We start from the raw sequence: 26,960 nt of genomic DNA on the forward strand, positions 1-26,960 counted from the left end.
CGCTCCAGCGCAACACGCCCCGGTCCGGGGTGCGGAGCCGTGGAGGATGCGCGCGCCGGTCGGGCTGGTGGAGGCCGGGGCGGGATTCGAACCCGCGTGACTCCCCGCGCGCGGAGCTCGCTGACCGGCGCCGCGCAGGCGAGCCCCTGGGCCACTCGGGCACACGGCCGGGTCCGTGACTCGGTGCCTCGGCGGCCATGACCGGGCGGGGGAGGCGCTCAAGGGTTCCGGACGGGCCGCAGCACGACTGCCGTACGCCGTTCACGGACGCCCGACCGGGCCGCCGGGTCGTACGACCAAGGTCCCGGTCCCGTACCGCCTCCCGACAGGGGTAAAAGCAGGTCGCGGCCCTTACTCTGGCGACCATGACCGTCCCTGAGCCCCGCGACACCGATGTCGCGGCCCCCGTCGAGCCCGCCCTCGCCCCCGCCGCCCCTGCCGAGACCGTGCTGAGCCGCGCCTACCGGGCGCTGAGCATCGGCATCGTCTCCGTCATCGTGCTGATCGCCTTCGAGGCGACGGCGGTCGGCACCGCGATGCCGGTGGCGGCGCGGGAGCTGGACGGGGTGTCGCTGTACGCGTTCGCGTTCTCGGGGTACTTCACGACCAGCCTGTTCGGGATGGTGCTCTCCGGGCAGTGGTCGGACCGGCGCGGGCCGCTGGCCCCGCTGACGACCGGCATCGCCACCTTCGCGGCCGGGCTCGTGCTGTCCGGGACGGCGGGCGCGATGTGGCTGTTCATCCTCGGGCGGGCCGTGCAGGGGTTCGGCGGCGGGCTGGTGATCGTCGCGCTGTACGTCGTCGTCGGCCGGGCCTACCCGGAGCGGCTGCGGCCCGCGATCATGGCGGCGTTCGCGGCGGGCTGGGTGGTGCCGTCCGTCGTCGGACCGCTGGCCTCCGGCGCCGTGACCGAGCACCTCGGCTGGCGCTGGGTGTTCGTCGGCATCCCGGTGCTGGTCGTCGTCCCGCTGGCCCTCGCGCTGCCGCAGATACGCAGCCGCGCGTCCGGCCCCGTCGGGGGAGGGGACACCCCGGCCTCCTTCGACGGCCGCCGGATCCGCCTCGCCCTCGCCATCTCGCTGGGCGCGGGCCTGCTCCAGTACGCCGCCCAGGACCTGCGGTGGGTGTCGCTGCTGCCCGGCGCGGCGGGCGTGGCGCTGCTCGTCCCCGCCGTCCTCGGCCTGCTGCCGCGCGGCACCTACCGGGCGGTGCGCGGCCTGCCCTCCGTGGTCCTGCTGCGCGGGGTGGCCGCGGGGTCCTTCATCGCCGCCGAGTCCTTCGTCCCGCTGATGCTGGTCACGCAGCGGGGGCTCAGCCCGACACTGGCCGGACTCTCCCTGGCGGCCGGCGGCGCGACCTGGGCCGGCGGCTCGTGGCTCCAGTCCCGGCCGCGCCTGGAACCGCACCGGGAGCGTCTGATGGCCCTCGGCATGCTCCTGGTCGCGGCGGCCATCACCACGGCCCCCAGCGTGCTGATCGAGGCCGTCCCGGCCTGGACGGTGGCCGTCGCCTGGGCCTTCGGCTGCTTCGGCATGGGCCTGGTGATCTCCTCCACCAGCGTGCTCCTGCTCAAGCTCTCCGCCCCCGAGGAGGCCGGCACCAACTCCGCCGCGCTCCAGATCTCCGACGGCCTCTCCAACGTCGTCCTGCTGTCGGCCGGCGGCGCGGCCTTCGCGGCGCTCGGCGGCGGCACGGTCAGCCACACGGCCACCGAGGCGACCGGCTCCCACCCGGCCGCCTTCGCGGTGGTGTTCCTGCCGATGGCGGCGGTGGCGCTGGCGGGGGCATGGGTGGCGACCCGGATACGGGAGCGGTGAGGCCCGCCCGCGTCCGCGGGGACACCGGGACCGCTGTGACGTCCGTCCCACCCGGGGGTGACCCGCCCCCGTGCGCACGGTGATCGCTCCGGCCCGCCGGTAGGGTGGCCCGGTTGTCATACGTGGCCGAGCCGCTCTACCCCCTTCGGAGACCGTGACTACCACCGCCAGCTCCAGCACCTCGCACCACCTGTCCCCGGCCTTCCCGGGCCGTGCCCCCTGGGGCACCGCCGGCAAGCTGCGGGCCTGGCAGCAGGGGGCGATGGAGAAGTACCTCCAGGACCAGCCCCGGGACTTCCTGGCCGTCGCCACCCCCGGCGCCGGAAAGACGACCTTCGCGCTGACGCTGGCGTCCTGGCTGCTGCACCACCACGTCGTGCAGCAGGTGACCGTCGTCGCGCCGACCGAGCACCTGAAGAAGCAGTGGGCCGAGGCCGCGGCGCGGATAGGGATCAAGCTGGACCCCGAGTACAGCGCGGGCCCGCTCAGCCGCGAGTACCAGGGCATCGCCATCACCTACGCGGGCGTCGGGGTGCGCCCCATGCTGCACCGCAACCGCGTCGAGCAGCGCAAGACCCTCGTCATCCTCGACGAGATCCACCACGCCGGTGACTCCAAGTCCTGGGGCGAGGCGTGCCTGGAGGCCTTCGAGCCCGCCACCCGCCGCCTCGCGCTCACCGGCACGCCCTTCCGCTCCGACACCAACCCCATCCCCTTCGTGGCGTACGAGGAGGGCAACGACGGCATCCGCCGCTCCGCCGCCGACTACACCTACGGGTACGGCTCCGCGCTCGCCGACGGCGTCGTGCGCCCCGTCATCTTCATGAGCTACAGCGGCAACATGCGCTGGCGGACGAAGGCGGGCGACGAGATCGCCGCCCGCCTGGGCGAGCCCATGACCAAGGACGCCGTCAGCCAGGCCTGGCGCACCGCGCTCGACCCGCGCGGCGAGTGGATGCCCACCGTGCTGCGCGCCGCCGACCAGCGGCTCACCGAGGTCAGGAAGGCCATCCCGGACGCCGGGGCGCTCGTCATCGCCGCCGACCAGGACTCCGCCCGCGCCTACGCGAAGCTGATCCGCGAGATCACCGGCGACAAGGCCACCGTCGTACTGTCCGACGACACGGGCGCCTCGAAGAACATCGACGCGTTCAGCGCCAGCACCGACCGCTGGATGGTCGCCGTCCGCATGGTGTCCGAGGGCGTCGACGTGCCCCGCCTCGCGGTCGGTGTCTACGCCACCACCATCTCCACCCCCCTGTTCTTCGCCCAGGCGGTCGGCCGCTTCGTCCGTTCCCGCCGCCGCGGCGAGACCGCCTCCGTCTTCCTCCCCACCGTGCCCGACCTGCTCACCTTCGCCAACGAGATGGAGCGCGAGCGGGACCACGTCCTCGACAAGCCCAAGAAGGAGGGCGAGGAGGACCCCTACGCCGAGTCCGAGAAGGAGATGGACGAGGCCAACCGGGAGCAGGACGAGGACACCGGCGAGCAGGAGCAGTTCGCCTTCGAGGCGCTGGAGTCCGAGGCCACCTTCGACCGGGTCATGTACAACGGCGCCGAGTTCGGCATGCAGGCCCACCCGGGCAGCGAGGAGGAGCAGGACTACCTCGGCATCCCGGGCCTGCTGGAGCCCGACCAGGTGCAGCTGCTCCTCCAGAAGCGGCAGGCCCGGCAGATCGCGCACAGCCGCAAGAAGCCCGACGACGAGGCCGACCTGCTCGAACTGCCCGCCGAACGCCGTCCGGTGGTCTCCCACAAGGAACTGATGGAGCTGCGCAAGCAGCTCAACACCATGGTCGGCGCCTACGTCCACCAGAGCGGCAAACCGCACGGCGTGATCCACACCGAGCTGCGCCGCGTGTGCGGCGGCCCGCCCAGCGCCGAGGCGACCGGCGGCCAGCTGCGCCAGCGCATCGCCAAGGTCCAGGAGTGGGCGACGCGGATGAAGTGACACGCGGGGTGCCGGTGCCGGTGCCGGTGCCGAGGGCGTGCGCGGTACGTACTGGGACAAACACAGGCGGTTGATAACGGTTGGCGCCCGGATTCTGGACGGAGCCTTCCGCTGAGCGAACCGGGTCCTTTACTGTCCCGCTACGCACGCCCCGTGGCAGCGCCGCCGCGGAGCGCAGCCGTGAAGCGACTGGGCCCGGGACAAGGCCGGGCCGTCAGCCGATCGGCGGCCTCTGAAGCGCGTCACTGACGGGACTCGGTGACGCATCCGCCGCGATGAGGGCCGCCGACCTCACCACTAAGGAGTGGGCGTCGTGACCGCGGAGACCTCTCAGACGCTCGACCGGGGACTGCGGGTCCTCAAACTGCTGGCCGATACGGACCACGGGCTGACCGTCACCGAGCTGTCCCACAAACTGGGCGTCAACCGGACCGTCGTGTACCGGTTGCTCGCCACGCTGGAGCAGCACGCACTCGTACGCCGCGACCTGGGCGGCCGGGCCCGCGTCGGTCTCGGCGTACTGGGCCTGGGCCGCCAGGTGCACCCCCTGGTCCGCGAGGCCGCGATGCCGGCCCTGCGCGCGCTGGCCGAGGACATAGGGGCGACGGCCCACCTGACCCTGGTGGACGGCGCCGAGGCGCTGGCCGTCGCGGTCGTGGAACCGACCTGGACCGACTACCACGTCGCCTACCGCGCGGGCTTCCGCCATCCCCTGGAACGGGGCGCCGCGGGCAAGGCGATCCTGGCCGCCCGCCAGCCCTCCCAGCCCACCGGCGGCGAGGCCGTGGACGACCCCGGCTACACCCTCACCCACGGCGAACTGGAGGCCGGCGCCTGCGGAGCGGCGGCCCCCCTGCTCGGCGTCACGGGGGTGGAGGGCAGCGTCGGCGTGGTGATGCTGGCCGACGTGGTCCCCGAACGGGTCGGCGAACGCGTGAAGCACGCCGCCCGGGAGGTCGCGGAGGCGCTGCGGTAGACGGGTCGCGCCGGGCGTCGGAGCCACGGCGATCGCGCCACGTTAGATTGACTCCGTGCTCTCTCGTCTCACGCGTCCCCAGTTCCTCGCCGTCTGCGGGCTGCCCGTCGTGGCGCTGCTCGCGACCACCCTGTTCGCGCCCCTGCCGTTCTCCGTGGCGCAGCCGGGGCTGACGGCCGACGTGCTGGGGAAGAACCGGGGCGCCGAGGTGATCACGATCAGCGGCGCGCCGACGCACGGCACCAGCGGCCAGCTGCGGATGACGACGATCGAGGCGACCGGGCCGGACGCGAGCATCCACCTCGGGGACGTGCTCGGCAGCTGGTTCGACACCGACCGGGCCGTGATGCCGCGCGACGCCGTCTACCCGAGCGGCGACGACGTGAGCGAGATCGAGCGGTACAACCAGGAGCAGATGAAGGAGTCCCAGGACTCGGCCACCACGGCCGCGCTCCGGTACCTCCGGATGGACAAGGGCGACGTCGACGTCAAGCTCCGCCTGGAGGACGTCGGCGGACCCAGCGCCGGGCTGCTGTTCTCGCTCGGCATCGTCGACAAGCTCGGCGCCGGCGACCTCACCGGCGGCAAGGTCGTCGCGGGCACCGGGACCATCACCGACGGCGGCAAGGTCGGCGCCGTCGGCGGGGTGCCGCTCAAGACGCAGGCCGCCCGGCGGGACGGGGCCACCGTCTTCCTGGTGCCGAAGGCGGAGTGCTCGGACGCGCGGGCCGAGCTGCCGAAGGGGCTGCGGCTGATCCCGGTCACCACCCTCGAGGGCGCCGTCGACTCGCTGAAGGCGCTGGAGAGCGGCAAGGGCGACGTCCCGGCCTGCTGAGCGGAGCGCGACGCCCCGGCGGCGCTACCCCTCCTTCACGAAGCCCTTCTCCTTCATCCAGTCCAGCGCCACCTGGTGCGGGTCCTGGCCGTCCACGTCGACCTTCGCGTTCAGGGTCTGCGCCACGTCGTTGGTCAGCGCCCTCGTGACCGGGTCCAGGACGGACGCGATCGCCGGCCACTTCTTCAGGGTGGCCGTGCGGACCATGGGCGCCGCGTTGTAGTTCGGGAAGAACTTCTTGTCGTCCTCCATCACCACCAGGTTCATGGACTTGATCCGCCCGTCGGTGGTGTACACCTCGCCGTAGGTGCAGGCGCCCTTAGCGGTCTGGGTGTAGATGATGCCGGTGTCCATCTGCGTGATGTTCCCGGCGGGCAGCGACATGCCGTACGCCTTCTCCAGGCCCGGCAGGCCGTCCGCGCGGTTGGCGAACTCGCCCTCCACGCACAGCGTCACCGCGCCCGGGTCCGACTTCGACAGGGCGGTGACCTCCGAGAGGGTCTTCGTCCGGTACTTCTTGTAGTTGGCCTGGTTCATCGCCAGCGCGTACGTGTTGTTCAGGCGGGCCGGCTCCAGCCACGTCAGGCCCTTCTTCGCGTCGGCCTCCTTCACCGCCTTCCACTGCTGCTCCGGGTCGGGGATCGGCCTGCTGTTGCCCAGGTAGGTGATCCACGCGGTGCCCGTGTACTCGTACGTGGCGTCGGCGTCACCGTTCTCGACCGCCGCGCGGGTGCCGACCGAGCCCTGGATGCCGGTGCGGTCGAGCACCTCGGCCCCGGCCGCCTCGAAGGCGATGCCCATGATCGCGCCGAGGACCAGTTGTTCGGTGAACTCCTTCGAGGTGACCGTGAGATCGGCCCCGTCCAGCGGCTTCCCCCTGCCGATGGAGCCCGGTTCCACGTCGTCGACCATCGGGGAGCCGCTGGTCAGCCCGCAGCCGGCGGAGGCGGAAAGGAGTGCGGCGGCCAGCGCCCAGCAGGTACGCCGTCTCATGTGCCCACCTCCAGGCCCCGCGGCCGCAGCAGCAGTTCGGCCAGCGACGCCAGCCAGTCCACCAGCAGCGCCAGGGCGACGGTGAGGATCGAGCCCAGCACCAGCACCGGCATCCGCTGGCTGGTGATCCCGGTGGTGATCAGCACGCCCAGGCCACCGCCGCCGCCGAAGGTCGCCAGCGTCGCCGTACCGACGTTCAGGACGAGGGCCGTGCGTACGCCGGCCAGGATCAGGGGGACGGCCAGCGGGAGTTCCACCCGGGTGAGCACGCCCAGCGGGGACATCCCGATGCCGCGGGCCGCCTCCAGGAGCGTCGGGTCGTTCGCCTTCAGGCCGGCGATGGTGTTGGACAGGACGGGCAGGACGGCGTAGACGATGATGCCGATCAGGGCGGCCCGGCGGCCGATGCCCAGCCAGATCACCAGCAGCGCCAGCAGACCGATCGCCGGGGTCGCCTGGCCCATGTTGGCGAACGCCATCGCGAACGGGGTGGCCTTCCGGAACGCCCTGCGGGTGAGCAGGATGCCCAGCGGGATCGCGATGATCAGCACGAAGAAGGTGGAGATCACCGTCAGCTGGACGTGCTGCCACAGGGCCTTGGTGACCTGGCCGTTGCCGAGCGCGTTCTGGCTGAGCGCGTCCAGGTCCGCCTGCCGGAACCACAGCCAGGTCGCCAGCAGTACGGCGATCAGGACGACCGGCAGAAAGGTCAGCTTGCGCCAGCCGACCCGGGGGCCCGCCGCCGGCGGGGACGGCGGGGGAGCCGCGACCTCCTCCTCGTCCCCGGCCTCGTCCCGGAAGGCGACCCCCTCGACCTCGTGCTCGCCCGCGGGGCGGCGGCCGGGGGAGGGGCGCGGGGAGCCGCTCACGCGCGGCCTCCGACCTCGCCGAAGCCCTCCTGCTCGGTGTGCGTCTGCGTGGCCCGGGTCTCCTCCAGGTCGTGCTGGTGCTCCAGCGCGTCCAGCCGGTCGGCCTCCAGCAGTTCGTGCACGGAGTTCATCAGCGTCTCCATGTCGACGACGCCCTCGTACGCGCCGCGCCGCCCGGTGACCGCGACCCGCCCCGCGTTGTCGGTGAGCACCGCCTCCAGCGCGTCCCGCAGCGTCGCGTCCCGGGTCACCGTGTCGTGGACCAGCGTCCCGGCCCGCGCCAGCGAGCCCCTGGCCCGCATCAGGTCGCCGCGCCGCAGCCACTTGTAGGGGCGTCCGCGCCGGTCCAGGAGCAGGATCTCGTTGGTGCCCGACTCCCGCAGCCGGTCGAAGATGTCCTGGAGCGGGTCCTCCACGGTCACCGTCGGGTAGTCCGTGATGCCCACGTCCCGCACCCGGGTCAGGTTCAGGCGCTTGAGGGCCGCGCCCGCGCCGACGAAGCCGGAGACGAAGTCGTCCGCCGGGTTGGTGAGGATCGCCTCCGGGGTGTCGAACTGCGCGATGTGCGAGCGCTCGCGGAGCACGGCGATCCGGTCGCCCAGCTTGATCGCCTCGTCGAAGTCGTGGGTGACGAAGACGATCGTCTTGTGCAGTTCGTGCTGGAGGCGGATCAGCTCGTCCTGGAGGTGGTCCCGGGTGATCGGGTCGACCGCGCCGAACGGCTCGTCCATCAGCAGCACGGGCGGATCGGCCGCCAGCGCCCGCGCCACGCCCACCCGCTGCTGCTGGCCGCCGGAGAGCTGGCGCGGGTAGCGGCCGTGGAACTCCCCGGCGTCCAGGCCGACCAGGTCCAGCATCTCCTCCACCCGCTCCCTGATCCGCGCCTTCGACCAGCCGATCATCCTCGGCACCAGCGCGATGTTCTGGGCGACGGTCATGTGCGGGAAGAGACCGGAGGACTGGATCGCGTAGCCGACCTTGCGGCGCAGCTTCACCGGGTCGATGTCGGTGACGTCCTCGCCGTTGATGCGGATGCGGCCGCCGCTGGGCTCGATCAGCCGGTTGATCATCTTCAGGGTGGTGGACTTCCCGCAGCCCGAGGGGCCCACGAAGATGACCGTCTCCCCGGCCTTGATCTCCATCGACACGTTCTCGACGGCGGGCTGCGGACTGCCCGGGTAGCGCTTGGTGAGGGCCTCCAGCTCGATGGTCGCCCCGGTGGTGCCGCCGGACGCCTCGCCGCGGCCGTCGTCGGAAACGGAACCGGACACGGATGTCTCAGACACGGATCCCCCTCGGAATGGTCAGCCGTCCCAGCAGCACGTACGCCGCGTCGAACAGCAGGGCCAGGACGATGATCCCGAGCGTCCCCGCGAGGACCTGGTTGAGCGCGTTCTTGCTGCCCAGCGAGGCGATCCCGCGGAAGATCTCGTTGCCGAGGCCCGGCCCGGAGGCGTAGGCGGCGATCGCCGCGATGCCCATCAGCATCTGGGTGGAGACCCGGATGCCGGTCAGGATCGGCGGCCAGGCCAGCGGCAGCTCCACCCGCAGCAGCCGGGCCGGACGCGACATCCCGATGCCCTTGGCGGCGTCCACCAGCGCCGGGTCGACGCCGCGCAGGCCCACGATCGAGTTGCGCACGATCGGCAGCAGCCCGTACAGGGTCAGCGCGGTCACCGTCGGCGGCACGCCGAGCCCCAGGATCGGGATGAGCAGACCGATCATGGCCAGCGACGGGATGGTGAGGATGGCCGACGTGGACAGGGTCGCCACGTTCCCCGCCCAGTCGCTGCGGTAGGTGAGGACGCCGATCAGCACCCCGAGGAGGGTCGCCACGACCATGCACTGGAAGACCGCGCTGGCGTGCTGGTAGGCGTCGGCGAGCAGCTGCTGGTGGCGGCTGCCCAGGAAGTCCCAGAAGTTCACCTGTCTCCTTCGGGGATGCCTCGTCCTTTGGGGCGGGGAGGAATCGAAGCTCCTGCGGAGCGGGGCAAGGAGCGGCGGGCCGCCGCCGGGGCGGATCGCCGTTGACCTCGGACTGCCCGCAGAGGCCCACGAGTTGACTCGCCGATCACGCACTGGCGGCGACCCTGCGTGCCTGCAACCGGGCCGCGAACGCGGCCTCGCAGGTGGCGTTCGCGAAGGACCTCAAGCGCCGGAACGTGCTGCAAGAGGCCGTGTACCACCGGATCAAGGCTGACTTCGATCTCGGGGCACAGGCCGCTGTGCGCACGGTGAAGAAGGTGTGCGACGCCTACGCCACGTTCAAGGCGAACCTCCGGGCCGGGAACTACGGCCTCGAGGGCTCGAAGCGCCGGATCAAGGCCGAGTCGAAGCCGGTCCGCTTCCGTGAGACGTCGGCGCAACCGTTCGACGACCGGATGCTGACCTGGAACCTGGACACCAAGATGGTGTCGGTCTGGACGGTGGCGGGTCGGCTCAAGGGCATCCCGTTCGTCTGCTCCCCGGAGGCGATGCGGCTCCTCGCGCAGCGCAAGGGCGAGTCCGACCTGGTGATGCGGGACGGCATGTTCTTCCTCATCGCCACCAAGGCCAAGCGGGCGGGTGTTGCCGTGGTCCATGTGGACCCGCGCAACACCTCCCGCCAGTGCTCCGAGTGCTGGCACACCCACCGCACCAACCGGGTGACACAGGCACGGTTCGTGTGCCGGTCCTGCGGGATCGTCCTGCACGCGGACCACAACGGCTCCCGCAACATCGCCCACCGGGCCGATGCTGCGTGGCAGCGGGGCGCAGTCAACCGCCCCAGAACGCCATAGGCGTTCCGGACGCAGGGTCCCACAGGGGAACATCAGCACCACGTTCCTCTCTGCCTGCAGGCCTCCCCCTTCAGGGAGAGGTAGTTGACGTCCGCTCACCTCCGGGAACGTCGGACCGGTCTCAGTCGTGTCCGCCGCTGTCCTGGGCCGCCTGCTCCACCAGCGGGATGATCCGCAGCGGAACGGGGTTCTCCATGACGATCGCCGTGGCGGCCCGGACGATGCCATCAAAACCGACAACCCGGTCGATCACCCGCTGGAGATCGGCGTTGGAGCGGGCCACCAGGCGGCACAGCATGTCCCCGGTGCCGGTCGTGGTGTGCAGCTCCAGCACTTCCGGCACCGTCGCCAAGTGCGCCCGTACGTCGGCTCCTTGACCCTGCCGGATCTCCAGCGTGGCGAACGCGGTGACCGGGTAGCCGAGGGCCGCCGGGTCCACTTCGGGACCGAAGCCGCGTATGACTCCGTTCGACTGAAGCCGGTCGAGCCGCGCCTGCGCGGTGCCGCGCGCCACCCCGAGCCGCCGGGACATCTCCAGCACCCCGATCCGCGGCTCCCGCGCCAGCAGACCGATGATCCGCCCGTCCAGCCGGTCGATCCCCGCACCCGCCATACCCGCACCCTCCCTGCTGGTCATCCTGTACAGATCGCCCGCCCGCACCCGCACATCACTGGTCATGTTGCCCACTGAAAACGCAAACTATTGCGCACCTTGCGAACAGGGGAGAACCTGCGGCTATGACGCAGACCACACACCACACTCCCGACACCGCCCGGCAGGCCGATCCCTTCCCGGTCAAGGGAATGGACGCGGTCGTCTTCGCCGTGGGCAACGCCAAGCAGGCCGCGCACTACTACTCCACCGCCTTCGGCATGAAGCTGGTCGCGTACTCCGGACCGGAGAACGGCAGCCGGGAGACCGCGAGCTACGTCCTGGAGAGCGGCTCCGCCCGCTTCGTGTTCACCTCGGTGATCAAGCCCTCGACGGACTGGGGCACCTTCCTGGCCCAGCACGTGGCCGAGCACGGCGACGGCGTCGTCGACCTCGCCATCGAGGTCCCGGACGCGCGCGCCGCCCACGCCTACGCCGTCGAGCACGGCGCCCGCTCGCTCGCCGAGCCGCACGAGGTCAAGGACGAGCACGGCACCGTCGTCCTCGCCGCCATCGCCACCTACGGCGAGACCCGGCACACCCTCGTCGAGCGCACCGGCTACGACGGCCCGTACCTGCCCGGCTACGTCGCCGCCGAGCCGATGGTCGCCCCGCCCGCGCAGCGCGTCTTCCAGGCCGTGGACCACTGCGTCGGCAACGTCGAACTCGGCCGCATGAACGAGTGGGTCGGCTTCTACAACAAGGTCATGGGCTTCACGAACATGAAGGAGTTCGTGGGCGACGACATCGCCACCGAGTACAGCGCGCTGATGTCGAAGGTCGTGGCCGACGGAACCCTCAAGGTCAAGTTCCCGATCAACGAGCCCGCCATCGCCAAGAAGAAGTCCCAGATCGACGAGTACCTGGAGTTCTACGGCGGCGCCGGCGTCCAGCACATCGCGCTGAACACCAACGACATCGTGGCGACCGTCCGGGCGATGAGGGCGGCCGGCGTCGAGTTCCTGGACACCCCCGACTCGTACTACGACACGCTCGGCGAGTGGGCCGGCGAGACCCGGGTGCCCGTCGACGTGCTGCGCGAGCTGAAGATCCTCGTCGACCGGGACGAGGACGGCTACCTGCTGCAGATCTTCACCAAGCCGGTCCAGGACCGCCCGACCGTCTTCTTCGAGATGATCGAGCGCCACGGCTCCATGGGCTTCGGCAAGGGCAACTTCAAGGCCCTGTTCGAGGCGATCGAGCGCGAGCAGGAGAAGCGCGGCAACCTCTGACACCGGCTCCGCACAGGCCGATCTCAGTCCGCACAGGCCGATCTCAGTCGGGCGGGCCCTCCACCGGGGGCTCGCCCAGCTCCGCCAGCGCCCGCTTCGCCTCCGGCACCCGCAGCGGCGAGAAGTACGGGTTGATCGTCAGCGCCTCCCCGAGGTGCCGCCGCGCGGGCCCGTACCGCCCCAGCTCCTTCTCGATCACCCCCCGGTGGAACACGTACAGCGCGCTGCGCACCCCGCCGCCCTTGTCGCCGTCGGTCGCGATCGTCGCGAACTCCAGCGCCTCCTCGTCCGCACCGGTGCGGTGCAGCGCCCAGCCCAGCGCGTCGGCGACCGCCGTCCCCGGCTGCCGCCCCCACTCCACCCGCAGCCGCTCCACCGCCGCCGCCGGATCGCCGTGGTCCGCGTCCAGCAGCCCCAGCACCAACTGCTCGTCGGCCCCGGCCGCCTCCGCGCCCCGCGCCCGCTCCCGCAGCAGGTCGTACTCCACCCGCGCCGCCTGGCCGAGGCCCAGCGACTCGTACAGCTCGCCCAGCTCCAGCGCGTACTCGGGGCTGGGCCGCTTGGCCAGCGCCGCCTGGTACGCCGACAGGGCCTCCGTCGTCCGGCCCAGCGCCGCCAGCGCCCGGCCCTGCCCGGCCTGCGCGGCCCGCTGGTCGGGGTCGGTGCGCAGCGCCTCCTGGAAGAACCGCAGCGCCTCCTCCCGCTCCCCGCGCTCGAACGCCAGCCGTCCGGCCTGCTCCAGGTACGCCGCCCGCTCCGCCGGTGCCCCGGCGGCCGCCGCCGCGTCCGAGATCCGGGCCGCCGCGTCCTCCCGCCAGCCCCGGTCCCGGTAGACGGCCGCCGCCAGCGCTCCCACCGCCGCGCTGCCCGGGCGCAGCTCCATCACCTTGTCCAGGGCCCGGCCCACGCCCTTGTCGTCGCCGAGCCCGGTGTACGCGCCGATCAGCACCGCGTGCGCCGTCCACCGCTTCGGCGCCGCCTTCACCGCGCTCTCGCCCCACTTCTTCGCCGCCGGGAAGTCCCGCCGCGCCACCGCCAGCGCCGCGAGCCCCTCCAGGGCCTGCGGGTTGCGCTTCGGCCCCGTCCGCAGCGAGGTGCGCAGCGCCTTCTCGGCCTTCGGCCAGTTCGCGCCGTCGGCCGTCCGGCGGCCCTGCTCCACGTACGCGGCGCCGAGCACCGCCCACGACGCCCCGTCCAGCGGATGCGCCCGCAGATGGGTCTCCCGGTCGCCGATCAGCGCGGCCAGGTCCGGCAGCGCGGCGGGCACCCCGGTGGTGACCGCCCCGCGCGCCAGCGCCGCGGGCCCCGGCGCGGGCGGGGGAGCGTCACCGGCCCCCCGGGGGAGCAGCACCAGGACCCCGCCGAGCACGGCGGCCCCGGCGACCGAGGCGATCAGCACCCGGCGCCCACGGCGCGATCGCCGCCCGGGTGCCGGTGCCTCGCCGTGGTCCCGCCGGGTGAGCCTCTCCATGACCTCCATGGCGCTCACTGTGCGCCCATACGACGATCACACCGGGCAGGTGACGGCTGCCGTCGACGGGGTTCACACCGATGGCCGTGGATGCGAGCCTGTGATCATGAGCCGTATCGAAGCGCCTCGCGACGAAGACGACGCAGCCGCGGCGGTCGACAGCACCCCCGGCAGTCCCCTCGGCGACCGGAGCACCCTCGTCGGCCGGCTGCTGGCCGGTCTGCCCGCCGGGTCCGTCCTCACCGATCCCGACGTCACGGCCTCCTACGCCAACGACATGGCGAGCTTCTGCCCGGCCGGCGCCCCCGCCGCGGTCGTCCTGCCGCGCACCGTGGAGGACGTCCAGCACGTCATGCGCACCGCCACCGCACTGCGCGTCCCGGTGGTCCCGCAGGGCGCCCGCACCGGTCTGTCCGGCGCGGCCAACGCCACCGACGGCTGCGTGGTCCTCTCCCTGACGAAGATGGACCGCATCCTGGAGATCAACCCGGTCGACCGGGTCGCCGTCGTCGAACCGGGCGTCGTCAACGCCACGCTGTCCCGCGCGGTGAACGAACACGGCCTCTACTACCCGCCGGACCCCTCCAGCTGGGAGATGTGCACGATCGGCGGCAACATCGGCACCGCCTCCGGCGGCCTGTGCTGCGTCAAGTACGGGGTGACCGCCGAGTACGTCCTCGGCCTCGACGTCGTCCTCGCCGACGGCCGCCTGATGTCCACCGGGCGCCGCACCGCCAAGGGCGTCGCCGGGTACGACCTCACCCGGCTCTTCGTGGGCTCCGAGGGCTCACTCGGCATCGTGGTGAAGGCGGTCCTCGGGCTGCGCCCCAAGCCGCCCGAGCAGCTGGTGCTGGCCGCCGAGTTCGCCTCCGCGTCCGCCGCCTGCGACGCGATCTGCCGGATCATGGAAGGGGGCCACGTCCCCTCCCTCCTCGAACTGATGGACCGTACGACCGTCAAGGCGGTCAACGACCTCGCCCACATGGGCCTCCCGGAGAGCACCGAGGCGCTCCTGCTCGCCGCCTTCGACACCACCGACCCGGCCGCCGACCTCGCCGCCGTCGGCGCCCTGTGCGAGGCCGCCGGCGCCACCCAGGTGGTCCCGGCCGAGGACGCCGCCGAGTCCGAACTCCTCCTCCAGGCCAGGCGCCTGGCCCTCACCGCCCTCGAAGCCGTCAAGGGCACCACGATGATCGACGACGTGTGCGTGCCCCGCTCCCGGCTCGGCGACATGCTGGAGGGCATCGACCGGGTCGCCGCCAAGTACGGCCTCACCATCGGGGTCTGCGCCCACGCGGGCGACGGCAACACCCACCCCACCGTCTGCTTCGACGCCCAGGACCCCGACGAGTCCCGGCGGGCCCGCGAGTCCTTCGACGAGATCATGGCGCTCGGCCTGGAACTCGGCGGCACCATCACCGGCGAGCACGGCGTGGGCGTCCTGAAGAAGGAGTGGCTGGCGCGGGAGATCGGCCCGGTGGGCCTGGAGATGCAGCGGGCCGTCAAGGAGGTCTTCGACCCGCTGGGCATCCTCAACCCGGGCAAGCTCTTCTGACCGCTGCCGCTCCTCACCTGGCGAGCAGCTCGGCCAGCCCGTCGTCGATCCCGAGCTGCGCGCCCTCGGTCCCCGGCGGCACCGCCCGCAGGGTCCGCTCCAGCCAGGCCGACACCTGGGGCGTGGGCGCCTCCAGGAGGGCGTCGCCGTCCGGGCTGCTCAGCGCGACGAGTACGACGCTGCGGCCCTCCGTCTTCGACGGCCACACCCGCACGTCCCCGTGCCCGGACGGCCGGAAGACGCCCTCCACCAGAAGGTCGCGGGCGAACGTCCAGTGCACCGGGTGGCCGGAGTCGATGTGGAAGGTGATGTGCACGGCGTAGGGATCGTCCGTGTGGTAGCCGAGCCGGGCCGGCACCGGAATGCCGCTCTCGGGCGACAGGACGAGCCTGAGCTCCAGCTCGCGTTCCACGACGGTGGGGCCGGTGGGGTTGGTGTGCATGGCGGGTTCCTCTCCCGAGTCTCGTACGTCCTTGCGTGGAGAGACCGGCCCGAGCCCGAAGCATTACGCGGGTTCGTGGAATTTTTTTCCGCACTCCTGACCGGGGCTCGGCCCGGATGTGAAGGTCCCGGCACGAGGTTGCCCGGAAAGGGGCGGGTACGGCGGGACCGGCGGTGCGGATTGCGCCCGTCTGATAGATGTTGAGGCCCCTCTATCAACCCCCGAGCAGATACGGGACGACGGACATGAGCGCCCCAACCCCGGCCCCCGGCGACGACAGGCCCCGCGAGGGGTATTACCCGGACCCCTCCATTCCCGGATACGTCCGGTACTGGAACGGCGCCTCCTGGGTGGCGGGCACGAGCCGCCCCGCCCCCAAGGACGGCGAGCCGCTCGCGCCCCCGCCCGGCGCGCGGCCCTCCGTCGAGGAGACCGGTCCGCACTTCTTCGACGAGGACCCGGTCGAGGACCCGCCGCCCGCCGCCGCGTCCCAGCACGGCAGTCGTCCGGAGTCCGCCGCGGCCTGGACCGCCGACCGCTCCGCCCCGTCCGGTCCCGCCGACGCCCCGGAGCGGCGCGGCGCCTGGCCGGGCGCGGCACGGGGCGCGGACCCGCGGGTCCCGCACGCCCGGCAGGCGGCACCGCCCGCCGACGGTGCCGCGGGCGACCCCCGCGCCGGGGCCGCGGGCTCCGGCACGGCGGGCACGGCGGCGGGCTCAGAGGGCTCGGCGGGCGGTGACCGTCCCGCCCAGGACGCCGCGGCCGCCTCCGGCACGGCGCGTCCGGACGCCCCGGCGGGCGCCGCGCCCGGCGGGGCGGAGGCCGAGGCCGGCAACACCTTCGTCTTCCGCCGGCCCACGGCGGGACGGCAGGACGCCCCCGCGCCCGCCGCCGCGCAGGACGAGGGCACCATGACCTTCCGCGCGGTCACCCCGCGCACGGGCCCGCGCCCAGGCGGCCCCGGTTCTTCCGGTCCTGCTTCGTCCGGTCCCGGTCCTCTTCCCGGCTCGGGTTCCGGTTCCGGTCCTGTGCCCGGCGCCGGTGCCGGTGCCGGTTCCGGACCCGGCTTCGGTGCGGGCAAGGCGGCGGCCGCGCGGGCCGCCGCCGCACAGGCTCCGACGCCCGCCGCCCCCGCGGTGCCCCACCAGGCGCCCCCGCCGCAGCCGGCCGCCTCCGCGCCGGTCGCGGCGGGCGGTCCCGGCGGCGGCCAGACCTCCTGGGCGCAGCAGGTGCACCGGCTGGCCGGGGCGGGCGGGGACGAGCAGCCCGTCGCACCGTGGAAGCCGCCGGTCGAGGACGTGTTCCAGGCCGCCGCCCGCCGCCAGGCCGCGGCCCGGCCCGCCGGGCTCGGCAAGCGGCTGGCCGCCCGGCTGATCGACACGGTGGTCCTCGGGGCCGTAGCCGCCGTCGCCGCCGTACCTCTCGGCATCAAGGCGGTCGACCACGTCAACGACAAGATCGACGAGGCGAAGCTCTCCGGCGAGACCGTCACGGTCTGGCTGCTGGACGGCACGACGTCCACGTACCTGGGCATCGTGCTCGCGGTCCTGCTGCTCTTCGGCGTCGTCTACGAGGCGCTGCCGACCGCCAAGTGGGGCCGCACCCTGGGCAAGAAGCTGCTCGGGCTCGAGGTCCGGGACATCGAGGCCCACGAGCCGCCGGCCTTCGGCGCGGCCCTGCGCCGCTGGCTGGTCTACAGCGTCCCCGGACTCCTCGCCGTCGGCGTGGTCGGCGTCCTGTGGTGCCTGTTCGACCGCCCCTGGCACCAGTGCTGGCACGACAAGGCCGCCAACACGTTCGTCGCGGGCTAGCTCGGCGGGTGGGTCGGGGGAGCGGGGGGTTCGTTTTCGGGTGCGGCTGCGTCGTGGTTGCTCGTGCAGTTCCCCGCGCCCCTTTCAGGGGCGTTCAGTGCACGTACCTCAAGGGGCGCGGGGAACTGCGCGACCAGCCCCCGCGCACCCGCACCCGAAAACGAACCGTCGCTACTCCAGACGGACGCTCGCCGGATGCGCCGTAATGGACCCCGAGGTCCACTCGGGACATGAGCAGCGAACCGCCGGAAGACGACCCGCTGAGGAAGAACCCCTACGACAGCCCGCCCCCGCCCCCCGGCGGAGGCGGCCCTTACGGCGGTCCCCCGCCCCCCGGCGGCGGAGGTCCCTACGGTGGGCCTCCGCCCGGCGGCGGCGGACCCTACGGCGGTGGCCCTTACGGCGGTGGCGGCCACCCCGCCGATCCGCTGGCGGGGATGCCCCCGCTCGCCGACAGCGGGCGGCGCACGCTCGCGCGGATCATCGACATGATCCTCGTGGGCATCGTGGTCTGGTTGCTCAGCTGGGCCTTCAACGTCCAGGAGTACACGGTGGACGGCGACGAGGTCTCGGTCGGCAAGTCCTTCGGGCAGTCCGTGATCGCCGCCGTGCTCTACATCGCGTACGACACCTACATGACCACGCGGACGGGCCAGACCCTCGGCAAGAAGTGGCTCGGGATGCGGGTGGCCAACCTGGACAACGGCGCGACGCCCTCGGTGCAGACGTCGCTGATCCGCGCCCTGGTGCTGTGGATCCCGTTCGCGTTCTGCTGCGCCTGCGTGTGGACGATCATCGCGGGCGGCTGGAGCTTCTTCGACAAGCCCTACAAACAGGGCCTGCACGACAAGGCGGCCAAGACGGTCGTGGTCAGCACGCGCTGACGGACCCGGACGCTCAGGCGGCCCGCCCGCGCGTCGCCTCGCCCGCACCCGCGGAGACCCGGGCCGCCGCGGGCACCCGCGCCGGTTCCCGGTCCACGCCGATGCGGCGGGGCGGCACGGCGCTCACCGCGCGCGTCCTGGGCTGGGGGACCGTCATGGCGACCAGCAGCCCGAGGGCGAGGGCCGCGACGGCGATGAGGGCGACTCCGGGACCCGAACTCGTCCGCGACAGCAGCAGCATGGCGAGTGTCGAGAAGATCACGGTGCACGTACCGTAGGCGAACTGTGCGGCAGTCGGACGGGGCATGGCCATCGTGTCCTCGGGGAGGCAATCATGGGGGTGAGACAGGTTGCCGGCCTGGCTTTCCGCCGGTCTCCGGGCGTTCCGCCAAGCGACTCTAACCCGCTGTGTGCCCGAGCGGAACCGGTACTAAGCCCGACCTAACCGGCACGGCCGATGCACGGGGGGCGCACGGATTCATGACGTCCGGGAAGTGGACGGTCCCGCGCGCCCGTCGGAGGCCGGCCGGGCCCCGACGTACCGGGCTCAGGTCACGATCCGGTGTCCGCAAAGCGAACGGCGGCTCCGCATAGTGCACTTGTTCTGCTCAAGTCAAGGTCTGTCTTTTCCGGGGAACCTCTAGTCAAATGTCGTCACTTGACTACACGCGTTGAGCACGTGTGCGCGGACTATGCACTGTCCTTGGTCCCCCATCCGCGCGCGTGGACGCGGGGGAGGAACTCAAGTGACCAGAAGATCCTGGACGTTCAGAACGGCGGCGACCACCGTCGCATTCGCCGCGGCGGCCGCCACGTTCTCGGCGGCCGGTGTGGCGCAGGCGGACTCGCCGTCCCGGCCGGAGGCCGTGGACCGCCACGACCCCAGCCCGGACAAGACCACGCGCTCCCACGACCTCAAGGGCCCCCTGAGCGACACTCAGGCCGCCCAGCGTGAGGAAGCCCTCAAGCAGGTCATATCCGGCAACGCGTCGGTGAAGAAGAAGGACGGCTCCAACGTCGTCCAGCTGAAGAGCAAGAAGGGCGACGCCAAGTACGTCGAACTGGGCCGGGAGAAGACCGACAAGATCTTCACCATCCTGGTCGAGTTCGGCGACAAGGTCGACAGCCGCTACGGCGGCGACGCCGGCCCGCTGCACAACGAGATAGCCAAGCCGAACCGGCGGACGGACAACTCCACGGCCTGGCAGGAGGACTACGACCAGGAGCACTTCCAGGACCTGTACTTCGGTTCCGGCAAGGGCGTCAACTCGGTCAAGACCTACTACGAGAAGCAGTCCTCCGGCCGCTACTCGGTCGACGGCGAGGTCTCCGACTGGGTCAAGGTCCCCTACAACGAGGCCCGCTACGGGTCCAACAAGTGCGACCCCGACAACTGCGCCTGGTACGCGGTGCAGGACGGCGTCACCGCCTGGATCGCCGACCAGAAGGCGGCCGGCCGCACCGACGCCCAGATCAAGTCCCAGCTGACCCAGTACGACCAGTGGGACCGCTACGACTTCGACGGCGACGGCGACTTCAACGAGCCCGACGGCTACATCGACCACTTCCAGATCGTGCACGCCGGCGAGGACGAGTCCGCGGGCGGCGGCGCGCAGGGCGAGGACGCCATCTGGGCCCACCGCTGGTACGCCTTCGGCACCGACGCCGGCGCCACCGGTCCCGCCGACAACAAGCTCGGCGGCACCCAGATCGGCGACACCGGCATCTGGGTCGGCGACTACACCATCCAGCCGGAGAACGGCGGACTCGGCGTCTACGCGCACGAGTACGGCCACGACCTCGGCCTGCCGGACCACTACGACACCGCCGGCGGCGACAACTCCACCGGCTTCTGGACGCTGATGTCGTCCGGCTCGTGGCTGGGCACCGGCCGCAACGAGATCGGCGACCTGCCCGGCGACATGAACGCCTGGGACAAGCTCCAACTGGGCTGGCTGAACTACGACACCGCCAAGGCGGGCGTCAACTCCTGGCACAAGCTGGGCCTGGCCGAGTACAACACCAAGCACAAGCAGGGCCTGGTCGTCGAGCTGCCGAAGGAGAAGGTCACCACCGAGATCGTGACCCCCGCCGAGGGCGAGACCCAGTGGTGGAGCGGCAGCGGCAACGACCTCAAGAACACCCTGAGCCGCAGCGTCGACCTCACCGGCAAGTCGGCCGCCTCCCTCACCCTGGACGGCTGGTACGACATCGAGGCCGACTACGACTTCCTCTACACCGAGGTCTCCACCGACGGCGGCGCCAACTGGACCGCGATCGACGGCACCTTCGACGGGAAGCCGATCCAGCGCGACGGCAGTGACAAGCCCGCCCTGAGCGCCACCGTGGACGCCTACGGCAAGCTGGTCTACCCGCTGGACGCCTACGCCGGCAAGAAGATCGACCTGCGCTTCCGCTACCAGACCGACGGCGGCCTGGCCATGAAGGGCTTCACCGCCGACGAGATCGCGGTGACGGCCGACGGCGAGACGCTCTTCTCGGACAACGCGGAGACCGCGGACGACGCCTGGACGGCGGTCGGCTTCACCCGCAAGGGCGCCTCCTTCACCAAGGAGTACGCGCAGTACTACATCGCCGAGAACCGGCAGTACGTGTCGTACGACAAGACGCTGAAGACCGGCCCGTACAACTTCGGCTTCTCGGAGCGCCCGAACTGGGTCGAGCACTACGCGTACCAGAACGGCCTGCTGATCTGGAAGTGGGACACCTCCCAGGCGGACAACAACACCAGCCAGCACCCGGGCAAGGGCCTGGTCCTGCCGATCGACTCGCACCCGACCGCGCTGAAGTGGAAGGACGGCACGGTCATGCGCAACCGCATGCAGGCGTACGACTCGCCGTTCAGCCTCTACCGCACGGACGGCATGACGCTGCACAAGGCGGACGTCGCGAAGTACGTCCCGGGCTCCAAGGGCGTCTCGGTCTTCAACGACCGCAAGAACGACTACTACGACCCGGCGAACCCGACCGGCGGTGTCAAGATCACTGACACCAACACGAAGATCAAGATCCTGAAGGAGGCCAAGAACGGCTCGACGATCGAGCTCGAGGTTGGCCCCGCGGGCAGGTAAATAGCATCTGCCCAGGTCAGAGCATGATCGGCGGTGACCCCCTGGCGGGTCGCCGCCGATCCGTGTTTAGGTGCGTCCTGTGGTTCTCTTATTGACACCGGGCCCGGCGCCCGGACCGACCCAGGCTGACTCGGGGGTATGACCGCATGGCCGCAGGAGGCTTCTGCAAGCTGCCGAACGGCACGGTGGTGGTGGCACTGAACCTGCCCAGCCCCGCCCCGGCGAGCGCCGGCAGCGTGCGTTTTCTCGTCCACGCCCAGAACCGGGCGCGCGCCCTGACCAGGCTGCGCAACCTGGGGCTACGCAGCGTCTACCTGCGGGGCAACGCGGCCCCGCCCACCCCGGACGAGATCACCGCGGTCCTGCACCATCCGGACGGCCTGATATGGCGCACGGCACCGGTGGCGGGCGCCGTGGGCGGCCCGGACCTGGTCCAGGAGCTGTGGCACCCGATCCGCGCCCTGCTCAGACGCCCGACCGCGCAGACCTAGGCGGAGAGCCGGCTACTGCACGACCGGCTTGCCGGACAGCTCCACGCCCGCCTCCCGCAGCTCCTCCAGCGCCCGCTCGGTGGTCTCCGCGGCCACCCCGGCGGTCAGGTCGAGCAGCACCTGCGTGCGGAAGCCCTCGCGGGCGGCGTCCAGGGCGGTGGCCCGCACGCAGTGGTCGGTGGCGATGCCCACGACGTCGACCTCGTCGATCTCGCGCGAGCGCAGCCACTCGGCGAGGCCGGTGCCGTTCTCGTCGGCGCCCTCGAAGCCGCTGTAGGCGGCCGCGTACGCGCCCTTGTCGAAGACGGCGTCTATCGCGCCGGAGGCGACGGCGGGGGCGAAGTTCGGGTGGAAGCCGACCCCCTCGGTGCCGGCCACGCAGTGCGCCGGCCAGGAGTGGACGTAGTCCGGGTTGTCGGCGAAGTGGCCGCCCGGCGCCACGTGGTGGTCGCGGGTGGCCACGACGTGGCGGTAGCCGGCGGGCGCCTGCCCGATCAGCTCGGTGATGGCGGCGGCCACGTCGGCACCGCCGGACACCGCGAGGCTGCCTCCCTCGCAGAAGTCGTTCTGCACGTCAACGACGATCAAGGCGCGGCGCATGGTCGGTGTCCTTCGGCTGGGTCGGCTGTGGGTCGGGAGGGTCGGCGGGAGCGGGAGTGGCGGGACGGACGGGGCTGATTCGGCCCTTGTGGGACCGCACCAGCTTTAGCTACCCGACCCCCCGTGCGCGTACTCCGTCGGAATGACGGGTTCCCCTCGGGAGAGCTGGGTGGCGGACAGCGGGAGGTTGGCGCGGGCGGCCGCGTGCCGGTCCCGGGCGGCGTCCAGCGGCTCGCGGGCGACGACCTCGCCGCCCTTGACCAGCTCGACCAGGAGCTGCCGGTCGGCCAGCGCGTCGGGCACCGGTCCGGTGCCGACCACCTCGGCCTCCGCGTGCCCGTCCGCGTCCAGGCGCCGCGCGGCCCACTTGCGGCCGCCGACGGAGGTCTTGCCGCCGCTGGACTTCTTGGCCACCGGCACCAGCGGCGCCCCCTCCGCGCCGGACTCGGCGCGGGCGACCAGCTTGTAGACCATCGAGGCCGTCGGGTGCCCGGAGCCGGTCACCAGCTGGGTGCCGACGCCGTAGGCGTCCACGGGCGCCGCCGCCAGCGAGGCGATGGCGTACTCGTCCAGGTCCGAGGTCACGACGATCTTGGTCTCCGTAGCGCCCAGCTCGTCGAGCTGCTGGCGCACCCGGTGGGCGACGAGCAGCAGGTCGCCGGAGTCGATGCGCACCGCGCCCAGCTCGGGCCCGGCCACCTCCACGGCCGTGCGGACCGCCTCGGCGACGTCGTAGGTGTCCACCAGGAGCGTGGTGTCCCGGCCCAGCGCATCCACCTGGGCGCGGAAGGCGTCCCGCTCGTTGTCGTGCAGCAGCGTGAAGGCGTGCGCGGAGGTGCCGACGGTGGGGATGTTGTAGCGGAAGCCGGCGGCCAGGTCGGAGGTGGTCGCGAAACCGCCGACGTAGGCCGAGCGGGCGGCGGCCACGGCGGCCAGCTCGTGGGTGCGGCGGGCGCCCATCTCGATCAGCGGGCGCGGTCCGGCGGCGGAGGACATGCGGGAGGCGGCGGCCGCGATCGCGGAGTCGTGGTTGAGGATGGAGAGGATCACCGTCTCCAGCAGCACGCACTCGCCGAAGGTGCCCTCCACCCGCATGATCGGCGAGCCCGGGAAGTACACCTCGCCCTCGGGGTAGCCCCAGATGTCGCCGCTGAACCGGTACTGGGCGAGCCAGTCCAGGGTCTCCTCGTCGACGATGTCCTGCTCGCGCAGGAAACGCAGTACGTCCGCGTCGAAGCGGAAGTTCTCCACCGCGTCCAGCACCCGCCCGGTGCCCGCCACCACGCCGTAGCGGCGGCCGTCCGGCAGCCGCCGGGTGAAGACCTCGAACACGCTCCGCCGCCCGGCCGTACCGGCCTTCAGGGCCGCCCGCAGCATGGTCAGCTCGTACTGGTCCGTGAAGAGCGCCGTCGAGGGGACGTCCACCGGCAGCCCAAGATCCGCTACGTCCACGAAACTTCTCCTAGCCATCACGTGCCGGTTGCCCCCGATGCGGCCGGGGGTCCGGGGGTCGTCCCCCGGTGTAGGCGGCATACGACGGATCGTACCCCCATTTCGTCACTCTGACGATTTCGATGTCCGTCCGGCTCCGGTGACGCCCGCCACAGGCCCGTTTGTGCGGGTGCCCCCCTGTGGTGGCAGCATGGGCTGTGTGACGGCAGCCGCACCCATGGAGATCGAGAAGACCGAGTCGGCGGAGGAGGTCTTCGCCGTACCCGAGCCCGACGTGCCCTGGGTGACGATCGTCCACAACGATCCCGTCAACCTCATGAGCTACGTGACGTACGTCTTCCAGTCGTACTTCGGCTACTCCAAGGACAAGGCCACCAAGCTCATGATGGACGTCCACCACAAGGGCCGGGCGGTCGTCTCCAGCGGCAGCCGGGAGGAGATGGAACGGGACGTACAGGCCATGCACGGCTACGGCCTGTGGGCCACCCTCCAGCAGGACCGGAAATGAGCCCGGAAACGACCCATGCCCGCCCGCAGGACGGAAGCAGCTGAATCGCCTTCATGCCCGGACAATTCGAACCGCTCCCCGGCGGCGGCGCGGCCGTCGCCCTCGACGACGTCGAGATCTCCATCATCCGCTCGCTGGCCGTGCAGCTCCTGGAGCTGATCGGCCCCGGGCCCGCCGAGGACGCCTCCGACGACCCGCTCGCCGAGCTGTTCGCCGAGGGCCCGAGCGAGCCGCCCTCCGACCCGGTGCTGCGCCGCCTGTTCCCGGACGCCTACGGCGACCCCGAGGGCGCCCCGCAGGCCCGGGAGGCCGAGGAGCAGCGGGCGCACTCCGCGGAGTTCCGCCGCTACACCGAGAACGACCTCAGGGCCGGCAAGCGGGACAACGCGCTGGCGGTGGTCCGCACCCTGGACACCCTCTCCTCGGCGTCGGCGGGCGAAGAGGGCGCGGTGCTGAAACTGTCGCCCCAGGAGTCCCAGCAGTGGCTGCGCGCCCTGAACGACCTGCGCCTGGCGATCGGCTCCCGCCTGGAGATCGCCGACGAGGACGACACCGACCTGCTCTACCGGCTCCCGGACGAGGACCCGCGTAAGCCGATGGTGATGGCCTACCTGTGGCTCGGCGGGCTCCAGGAGTCGCTCGTCGCGACCCTTATGCCCTGAACGAGACCGTTTCGCCACTCTCCGTGTCCGCTCAGCGGGGCCTCAAATCCGGATAACGATCCCGTCAAAGCCGCGCCTCCTTTGTCCCGGAGGTGCGGCTTTCGTCCGCTTCTACCTGTGTGACACGTCACAGTCCACCCCTGTGATCAGCGCCGCCGTCGTGGTAAATCTTCACGACCGCCCGGCGAACACCACCCGAATGTTCGGCCGGGTGCGCCACCGAGCCGGCAGACCGCCGGCCAGGCACCGAGCGGGATGTGAGGCCCGCTCAGCTCCATCATCCGGGGGGATCGAGACCCGATCCGCGGCCGAGTCAAGGCCCGGGTCGGCATGGAGAAAGGCGCACCACACATGACCTCTGCGCAGGTCGACACGGACAAGGCCCCCGAAGAGGGCTACGAGCGCGGTCTCAACAGCCGCCAGGTCCAGATGATCGCGATCGGCGGCGCCATCGGCGTCGGTCTCTTCCTGGGCGCCGGGGCCAACATCGCCAAGGCCGGCCCCAGCATCATCCTCATGTACGCCCTCGCGGGTGTGATCATCTTCTTCATCATGCGGGCGCTCGGCGAGCTGCTCCTCTACCGACCCGTCTCCGGCTCCTTCGCCGAGTACTCGCGCGAGTTCCTCGGCCCCTTCTTCGGTTACTTCACCGGCTGGACGTACTGGCTGATGTGGGTGGTCACCGGCATGGCGGAACTCACCGCCGCCGCCATCTACATCCACTACTGGTTCCCGGACATCCCGCAATGGGTCTCGGCCCTGGTCTTCCTGGTCCTGCTGTTCGTGGCCAACCTGATCTCGGTGAAGCTGTTCGGCGAGATCGAGTTCTGGTTCTCGATGGTCAAGGTCACCGCCATCATCGGCATGATCGTGATCGGCGTCGGGGTGCTCACCCTCGGCTTCAGCCAGGCCGGCGACACCGCCGCCGTCTCCAACCTGTGGGAGTTCGACGGCTTCTTCCCCAAGGGCATCGGCTCGTCCCTGATGACCCTCCAGGGCGTCATGTTCGCCTACCTCGCCGTAGAGCTGGTCGGCGTCACCGCCGGTGAGTCCGAGAACCCGGAGAAGACCCTCCCCAAGGCGATCAACACCCTGCCCTGGCGCATCGCCCTCTTCTACGTCGGCGCCCTCACCGTCATCCTGGCGGTGGTCAAGTGGACCGAGTTCGCCGAGGGCGTCAGCCCCTTCGTGGAGGCCTTCGCGGTCATCGGCATCCCGGCCGGCGCGGGCATCGTCAACTTCGTGGTGCTCACCGCCGCCCTGTCCTCCTGCAACTCCGGCATGTACTCCACGGGCCGGATGCTGCGCACCCTCGCGGACAACGGCGAGGCGCCCAGGATCTTCAACAAGCTGTCCTCGACGAAGACCCCGGCCATCGGCATCGCCGTCTCGGTGGTCTTCATGGCCATCGGCGTGGTCCTGAACTACCTCGTCCCGGAGAAGGCCTTCGGCTACGTCACCTCCGTCGCCACCGCCGCCGGCATCTGGACCTGGCTGATGATCCTGATCAGCCACGTGCGCTACCGCCGCAAGGTCGTCGCGGGCCGCCTGCCCGCCTCCTCCTTCCCGGCGCCCGGCGGCTCGGTGTGCTCCTACATCGCCATCGCCTTCCTCCTCTTCGTCACCTGCCTCATCGCCTACGACGCCGACGCCCGCGTCTGCCTGTACGTGATGGCCGGCTGGGCCGCCGCCCTCGGAATCGGCTGGGCGGTGCTCAAGAGCCGCAACCCGCAGATCACCGAGCGGCCCGGCGAGCCGGAGTTCGAGAAGATCGGCTGACAGGCCCGTCGAGCGCCGCTGACCAGCGCCTTCGCGCGCACACCAGGACATCCGGCCACCGGGGACGCTCGTGGCCTTCCCTGCGGCCACCGCTCAGGATGTCCGGCA

General features: G+C 71.7%; 24 protein-coding genes and 1 tRNA gene. 14 read left to right on the forward strand and 11 right to left on the reverse strand.

Annotation, left to right across the window (positions count from 1 at the left end):
- Nucleotides 1–68: 68 nt before the first annotated feature.
- Nucleotides 69–169 (reverse strand) — tRNA-OTHER (locus R2E43_RS23500).
- 196 nt (nucleotides 170–365) lie between these two features.
- Here R2E43_RS23500 and R2E43_RS23505 point away from each other — a divergent pair.
- The 4 genes from R2E43_RS23505 (at nucleotide 366) to R2E43_RS23520 (ending at nucleotide 5,579) form a co-directional block, all read left to right on the forward strand.
- Nucleotides 366–1,817, forward strand: a complete 1,452-nt coding sequence (locus R2E43_RS23505; protein ID WP_003975873.1) for an MFS transporter — start codon at nucleotides 366–368, stop codon at nucleotides 1,815–1,817.
- Between the two features lie 154 nt (nucleotides 1,818–1,971).
- Nucleotides 1,972–3,768: a DEAD/DEAH box helicase gene (locus R2E43_RS23510; protein WP_332056535.1), complete on the forward strand. Its 1,797-nt coding sequence runs from the start codon at nucleotides 1,972–1,974 to the stop codon at nucleotides 3,766–3,768.
- Nucleotides 3,769–4,081: 313 nt separating this feature from the next.
- Nucleotides 4,082–4,744 (forward strand): IclR family transcriptional regulator, encoded by a 663-nt coding sequence (locus R2E43_RS23515; protein WP_003975875.1) that lies wholly within the window; start codon nucleotides 4,082–4,084, stop codon nucleotides 4,742–4,744.
- 55 nt (nucleotides 4,745–4,799) lie between these two features.
- The gene (locus tag R2E43_RS23520; protein ID WP_265697581.1) at nucleotides 4,800–5,579 is read left to right on the forward strand and encodes a S16 family serine protease; all 780 of its coding nucleotides are present in this window, start codon (nucleotides 4,800–4,802) and stop codon (nucleotides 5,577–5,579) included.
- A gap of 24 nt (nucleotides 5,580–5,603) precedes the next feature.
- On the opposite strand, the gene R2E43_RS23525 is transcribed toward R2E43_RS23520, so the two are convergent.
- Genes R2E43_RS23525 through R2E43_RS23540 form a run of 4 tightly spaced genes read right to left on the reverse strand, consistent with a single transcriptional unit; the run spans nucleotide 5,604 to nucleotide 9,367 of the window.
- Nucleotides 5,604–6,572: a glycine betaine ABC transporter substrate-binding protein gene (locus R2E43_RS23525; RefSeq protein WP_003975877.1), complete on the reverse strand. Its 969-nt coding sequence runs from the start codon at nucleotides 6,570–6,572 to the stop codon at nucleotides 5,604–5,606.
- Nucleotides 6,569–7,441, reverse strand: a complete 873-nt coding sequence (locus R2E43_RS23530) for an ABC transporter permease (protein WP_003975878.1) — start codon at nucleotides 7,439–7,441, stop codon at nucleotides 6,569–6,571. The genes R2E43_RS23525 and R2E43_RS23530 overlap by 4 nt, the downstream gene beginning before the upstream one ends.
- Complete coding sequence (locus R2E43_RS23535) at nucleotides 7,438–8,712, reverse strand: betaine/proline/choline family ABC transporter ATP-binding protein (RefSeq protein WP_003975879.1); 1,275 nt, start codon at nucleotides 8,710–8,712, stop codon at nucleotides 7,438–7,440. The genes R2E43_RS23530 and R2E43_RS23535 overlap by 4 nt, the downstream gene beginning before the upstream one ends.
- 7 nt (nucleotides 8,713–8,719) lie before the next feature.
- Nucleotides 8,720–9,367, reverse strand: coding sequence for an ABC transporter permease (locus R2E43_RS23540; RefSeq protein ID WP_003975880.1), 648 nt, complete (start codon nucleotides 9,365–9,367; stop codon nucleotides 8,720–8,722).
- A 203-nt stretch (nucleotides 9,368–9,570) separates the two neighbouring features.
- Between R2E43_RS23540 and R2E43_RS23545 the strand changes: the two genes are divergently transcribed.
- Nucleotides 9,571–10,221 carry a transposase gene (locus R2E43_RS23545; protein WP_319124553.1) on the forward strand — a complete coding sequence of 217 codons (651 nt, stop codon included), beginning with the start codon at nucleotides 9,571–9,573 and terminating at the stop codon, nucleotides 10,219–10,221.
- Between the two features lie 121 nt (nucleotides 10,222–10,342).
- On the opposite strand, the gene R2E43_RS23550 is transcribed toward R2E43_RS23545, so the two are convergent.
- Nucleotides 10,343–10,834, reverse strand: a complete 492-nt coding sequence (locus R2E43_RS23550) for an Lrp/AsnC family transcriptional regulator (RefSeq protein ID WP_011028667.1) — start codon at nucleotides 10,832–10,834, stop codon at nucleotides 10,343–10,345.
- Nucleotides 10,835–10,959: 125 nt separating this feature from the next.
- On the opposite strand from R2E43_RS23550, the gene hppD reads away from it, so the two are divergent.
- Entirely contained in the window at nucleotides 10,960–12,105 is a 1,146-nt protein-coding gene (hppD, locus tag R2E43_RS23555; protein WP_136208587.1) for a 4-hydroxyphenylpyruvate dioxygenase, read from the forward strand.
- Nucleotides 12,106–12,148: 43 nt separating this feature from the next.
- On the opposite strand, the gene R2E43_RS23560 is transcribed toward hppD, so the two are convergent.
- A complete protein-coding gene (locus tag R2E43_RS23560; RefSeq protein WP_332056536.1) occupies nucleotides 12,149–13,585 on the reverse strand; it encodes a tetratricopeptide repeat protein in 1,437 nt (478 codons plus the stop codon).
- 91 nt (nucleotides 13,586–13,676) lie between these two features.
- Here R2E43_RS23560 and R2E43_RS23565 point away from each other — a divergent pair, with 91 nt between their 5' ends.
- Nucleotides 13,677–15,131, forward strand: a complete 1,455-nt coding sequence (locus tag R2E43_RS23565) for an FAD-binding oxidoreductase (protein ID WP_136208586.1) — start codon at nucleotides 13,677–13,679, stop codon at nucleotides 15,129–15,131.
- 13 nt (nucleotides 15,132–15,144) lie between these two features.
- Here R2E43_RS23565 and R2E43_RS23570 read toward each other — a convergent pair whose 3' ends face one another.
- On the reverse strand, nucleotides 15,145–15,573 hold the full coding sequence (locus R2E43_RS23570; RefSeq protein ID WP_003975886.1) for an SsgA family sporulation/cell division regulator: 429 nt from the start codon (nucleotides 15,571–15,573) through the stop codon (nucleotides 15,145–15,147).
- 245 nt (nucleotides 15,574–15,818) lie between these two features.
- On the opposite strand from R2E43_RS23570, the gene R2E43_RS23575 reads away from it, so the two are divergent.
- Complete coding sequence (locus tag R2E43_RS23575) at nucleotides 15,819–17,384, forward strand: RDD family protein (RefSeq protein ID WP_332056537.1); 1,566 nt, start codon at nucleotides 15,819–15,821, stop codon at nucleotides 17,382–17,384.
- A gap of 230 nt (nucleotides 17,385–17,614) precedes the next feature.
- Nucleotides 17,615–18,268 carry an RDD family protein gene (locus R2E43_RS23580; RefSeq protein ID WP_161270058.1) on the forward strand — a complete coding sequence of 218 codons (654 nt, stop codon included), beginning with the start codon at nucleotides 17,615–17,617 and terminating at the stop codon, nucleotides 18,266–18,268.
- 13 nt (nucleotides 18,269–18,281) lie between these two features.
- Here R2E43_RS23580 and R2E43_RS23585 read toward each other — a convergent pair whose 3' ends face one another.
- Entirely contained in the window at nucleotides 18,282–18,581 is a 300-nt protein-coding gene (locus R2E43_RS23585; protein WP_003975890.1) for a hypothetical protein, read from the reverse strand.
- 433 nt (nucleotides 18,582–19,014) lie between these two features.
- Between R2E43_RS23585 and R2E43_RS23590 the strand changes: the two genes are divergently transcribed.
- Together R2E43_RS23590 and R2E43_RS23595 are read left to right on the forward strand one after the other, a co-directional pair.
- Nucleotides 19,015–21,360 (forward strand): immune inhibitor A domain-containing protein, encoded by a 2,346-nt coding sequence (locus R2E43_RS23590; protein ID WP_030865437.1) that lies wholly within the window; start codon nucleotides 19,015–19,017, stop codon nucleotides 21,358–21,360.
- Nucleotides 21,361–21,506: 146 nt separating this feature from the next.
- Nucleotides 21,507–21,851, forward strand: coding sequence for a hypothetical protein (locus tag R2E43_RS23595; protein ID WP_003975892.1), 345 nt, complete (start codon nucleotides 21,507–21,509; stop codon nucleotides 21,849–21,851).
- Between the two features lie 12 nt (nucleotides 21,852–21,863).
- Here the strand turns inward: R2E43_RS23595 and R2E43_RS23600 are convergent, their stop codons facing one another.
- On the reverse strand, nucleotides 21,864–22,451 hold the full coding sequence (locus R2E43_RS23600; protein ID WP_003975893.1) for a nicotinamidase: 588 nt from the start codon (nucleotides 22,449–22,451) through the stop codon (nucleotides 21,864–21,866).
- Between the two features lie 105 nt (nucleotides 22,452–22,556).
- Nucleotides 22,557–23,903, reverse strand: coding sequence for a nicotinate phosphoribosyltransferase (locus R2E43_RS23605; RefSeq protein WP_011028662.1), 1,347 nt, complete (start codon nucleotides 23,901–23,903; stop codon nucleotides 22,557–22,559).
- Between the two features lie 190 nt (nucleotides 23,904–24,093).
- Here R2E43_RS23605 and clpS point away from each other — a divergent pair, with 190 nt between their 5' ends.
- From clpS to R2E43_RS23620, 3 genes are all read left to right on the forward strand, one after another.
- Entirely contained in the window at nucleotides 24,094–24,411 is a 318-nt protein-coding gene (gene clpS, locus R2E43_RS23610; protein WP_003975895.1) for an ATP-dependent Clp protease adapter ClpS, read from the forward strand.
- Between the two features lie 53 nt (nucleotides 24,412–24,464).
- Nucleotides 24,465–25,073 (forward strand): DUF2017 domain-containing protein, encoded by a 609-nt coding sequence (locus tag R2E43_RS23615; protein WP_003975896.1) that lies wholly within the window; start codon nucleotides 24,465–24,467, stop codon nucleotides 25,071–25,073.
- Nucleotides 25,074–25,424: 351 nt separating this feature from the next.
- Nucleotides 25,425–26,852 (forward strand): amino acid permease, encoded by a 1,428-nt coding sequence (locus R2E43_RS23620; RefSeq protein ID WP_011028661.1) that lies wholly within the window; start codon nucleotides 25,425–25,427, stop codon nucleotides 26,850–26,852.
- The last annotated feature ends 108 nt before the right edge of the window (nucleotides 26,853–26,960 follow it).

The organism is Streptomyces violaceoruber (genome assembly GCF_033406955.1).
Classification (GTDB): domain Bacteria; phylum Actinomycetota; class Actinomycetes; order Streptomycetales; family Streptomycetaceae; genus Streptomyces; species Streptomyces violaceoruber.

Bases quoted from the DNA above. Each gene is read 5' to 3' on its own strand.
- R2E43_RS23560 (WP_332056536.1), bottom strand. From the start codon at position 13,585: ATGGAGGTCATGGAGAGGCTCACCCGGCGGGACCACGGCGAGGCACCG.
- R2E43_RS23525 (WP_003975877.1), bottom strand. From the start codon at position 6,572: ATGAGACGGCGTACCTGCTGGGCGCTGGCCGCCGCACTCCTTTCCGCC.
- R2E43_RS23575 (WP_332056537.1), top strand. From the start codon at position 15,819: ATGAGCGCCCCAACCCCGGCCCCCGGCGACGACAGGCCCCGCGAGGGG.
- hppD (WP_136208587.1), top strand. From the start codon at position 10,960: ATGACGCAGACCACACACCACACTCCCGACACCGCCCGGCAGGCCGAT.
- R2E43_RS23580 (WP_161270058.1), top strand. From the start codon at position 17,615: ATGAGCAGCGAACCGCCGGAAGACGACCCGCTGAGGAAGAACCCCTAC.
- R2E43_RS23595 (WP_003975892.1), top strand. From the start codon at position 21,507: ATGGCCGCAGGAGGCTTCTGCAAGCTGCCGAACGGCACGGTGGTGGTG.
- R2E43_RS23570 (WP_003975886.1), bottom strand. From the start codon at position 15,573: ATGCACACCAACCCCACCGGCCCCACCGTCGTGGAACGCGAGCTGGAG.
- R2E43_RS23585 (WP_003975890.1), bottom strand. From the start codon at position 18,581: ATGGCCATGCCCCGTCCGACTGCCGCACAGTTCGCCTACGGTACGTGC.
- R2E43_RS23600 (WP_003975893.1), bottom strand. From the start codon at position 22,451: ATGCGCCGCGCCTTGATCGTCGTTGACGTGCAGAACGACTTCTGCGAG.
- clpS (WP_003975895.1), top strand. From the start codon at position 24,094: ATGGGCTGTGTGACGGCAGCCGCACCCATGGAGATCGAGAAGACCGAG.
- R2E43_RS23615 (WP_003975896.1), top strand. From the start codon at position 24,465: ATGCCCGGACAATTCGAACCGCTCCCCGGCGGCGGCGCGGCCGTCGCC.
- R2E43_RS23550 (WP_011028667.1), bottom strand. From the start codon at position 10,834: ATGGCGGGTGCGGGGATCGACCGGCTGGACGGGCGGATCATCGGTCTG.
- R2E43_RS23505 (WP_003975873.1), top strand. From the start codon at position 366: ATGACCGTCCCTGAGCCCCGCGACACCGATGTCGCGGCCCCCGTCGAG.
- R2E43_RS23620 (WP_011028661.1), top strand. From the start codon at position 25,425: ATGACCTCTGCGCAGGTCGACACGGACAAGGCCCCCGAAGAGGGCTAC.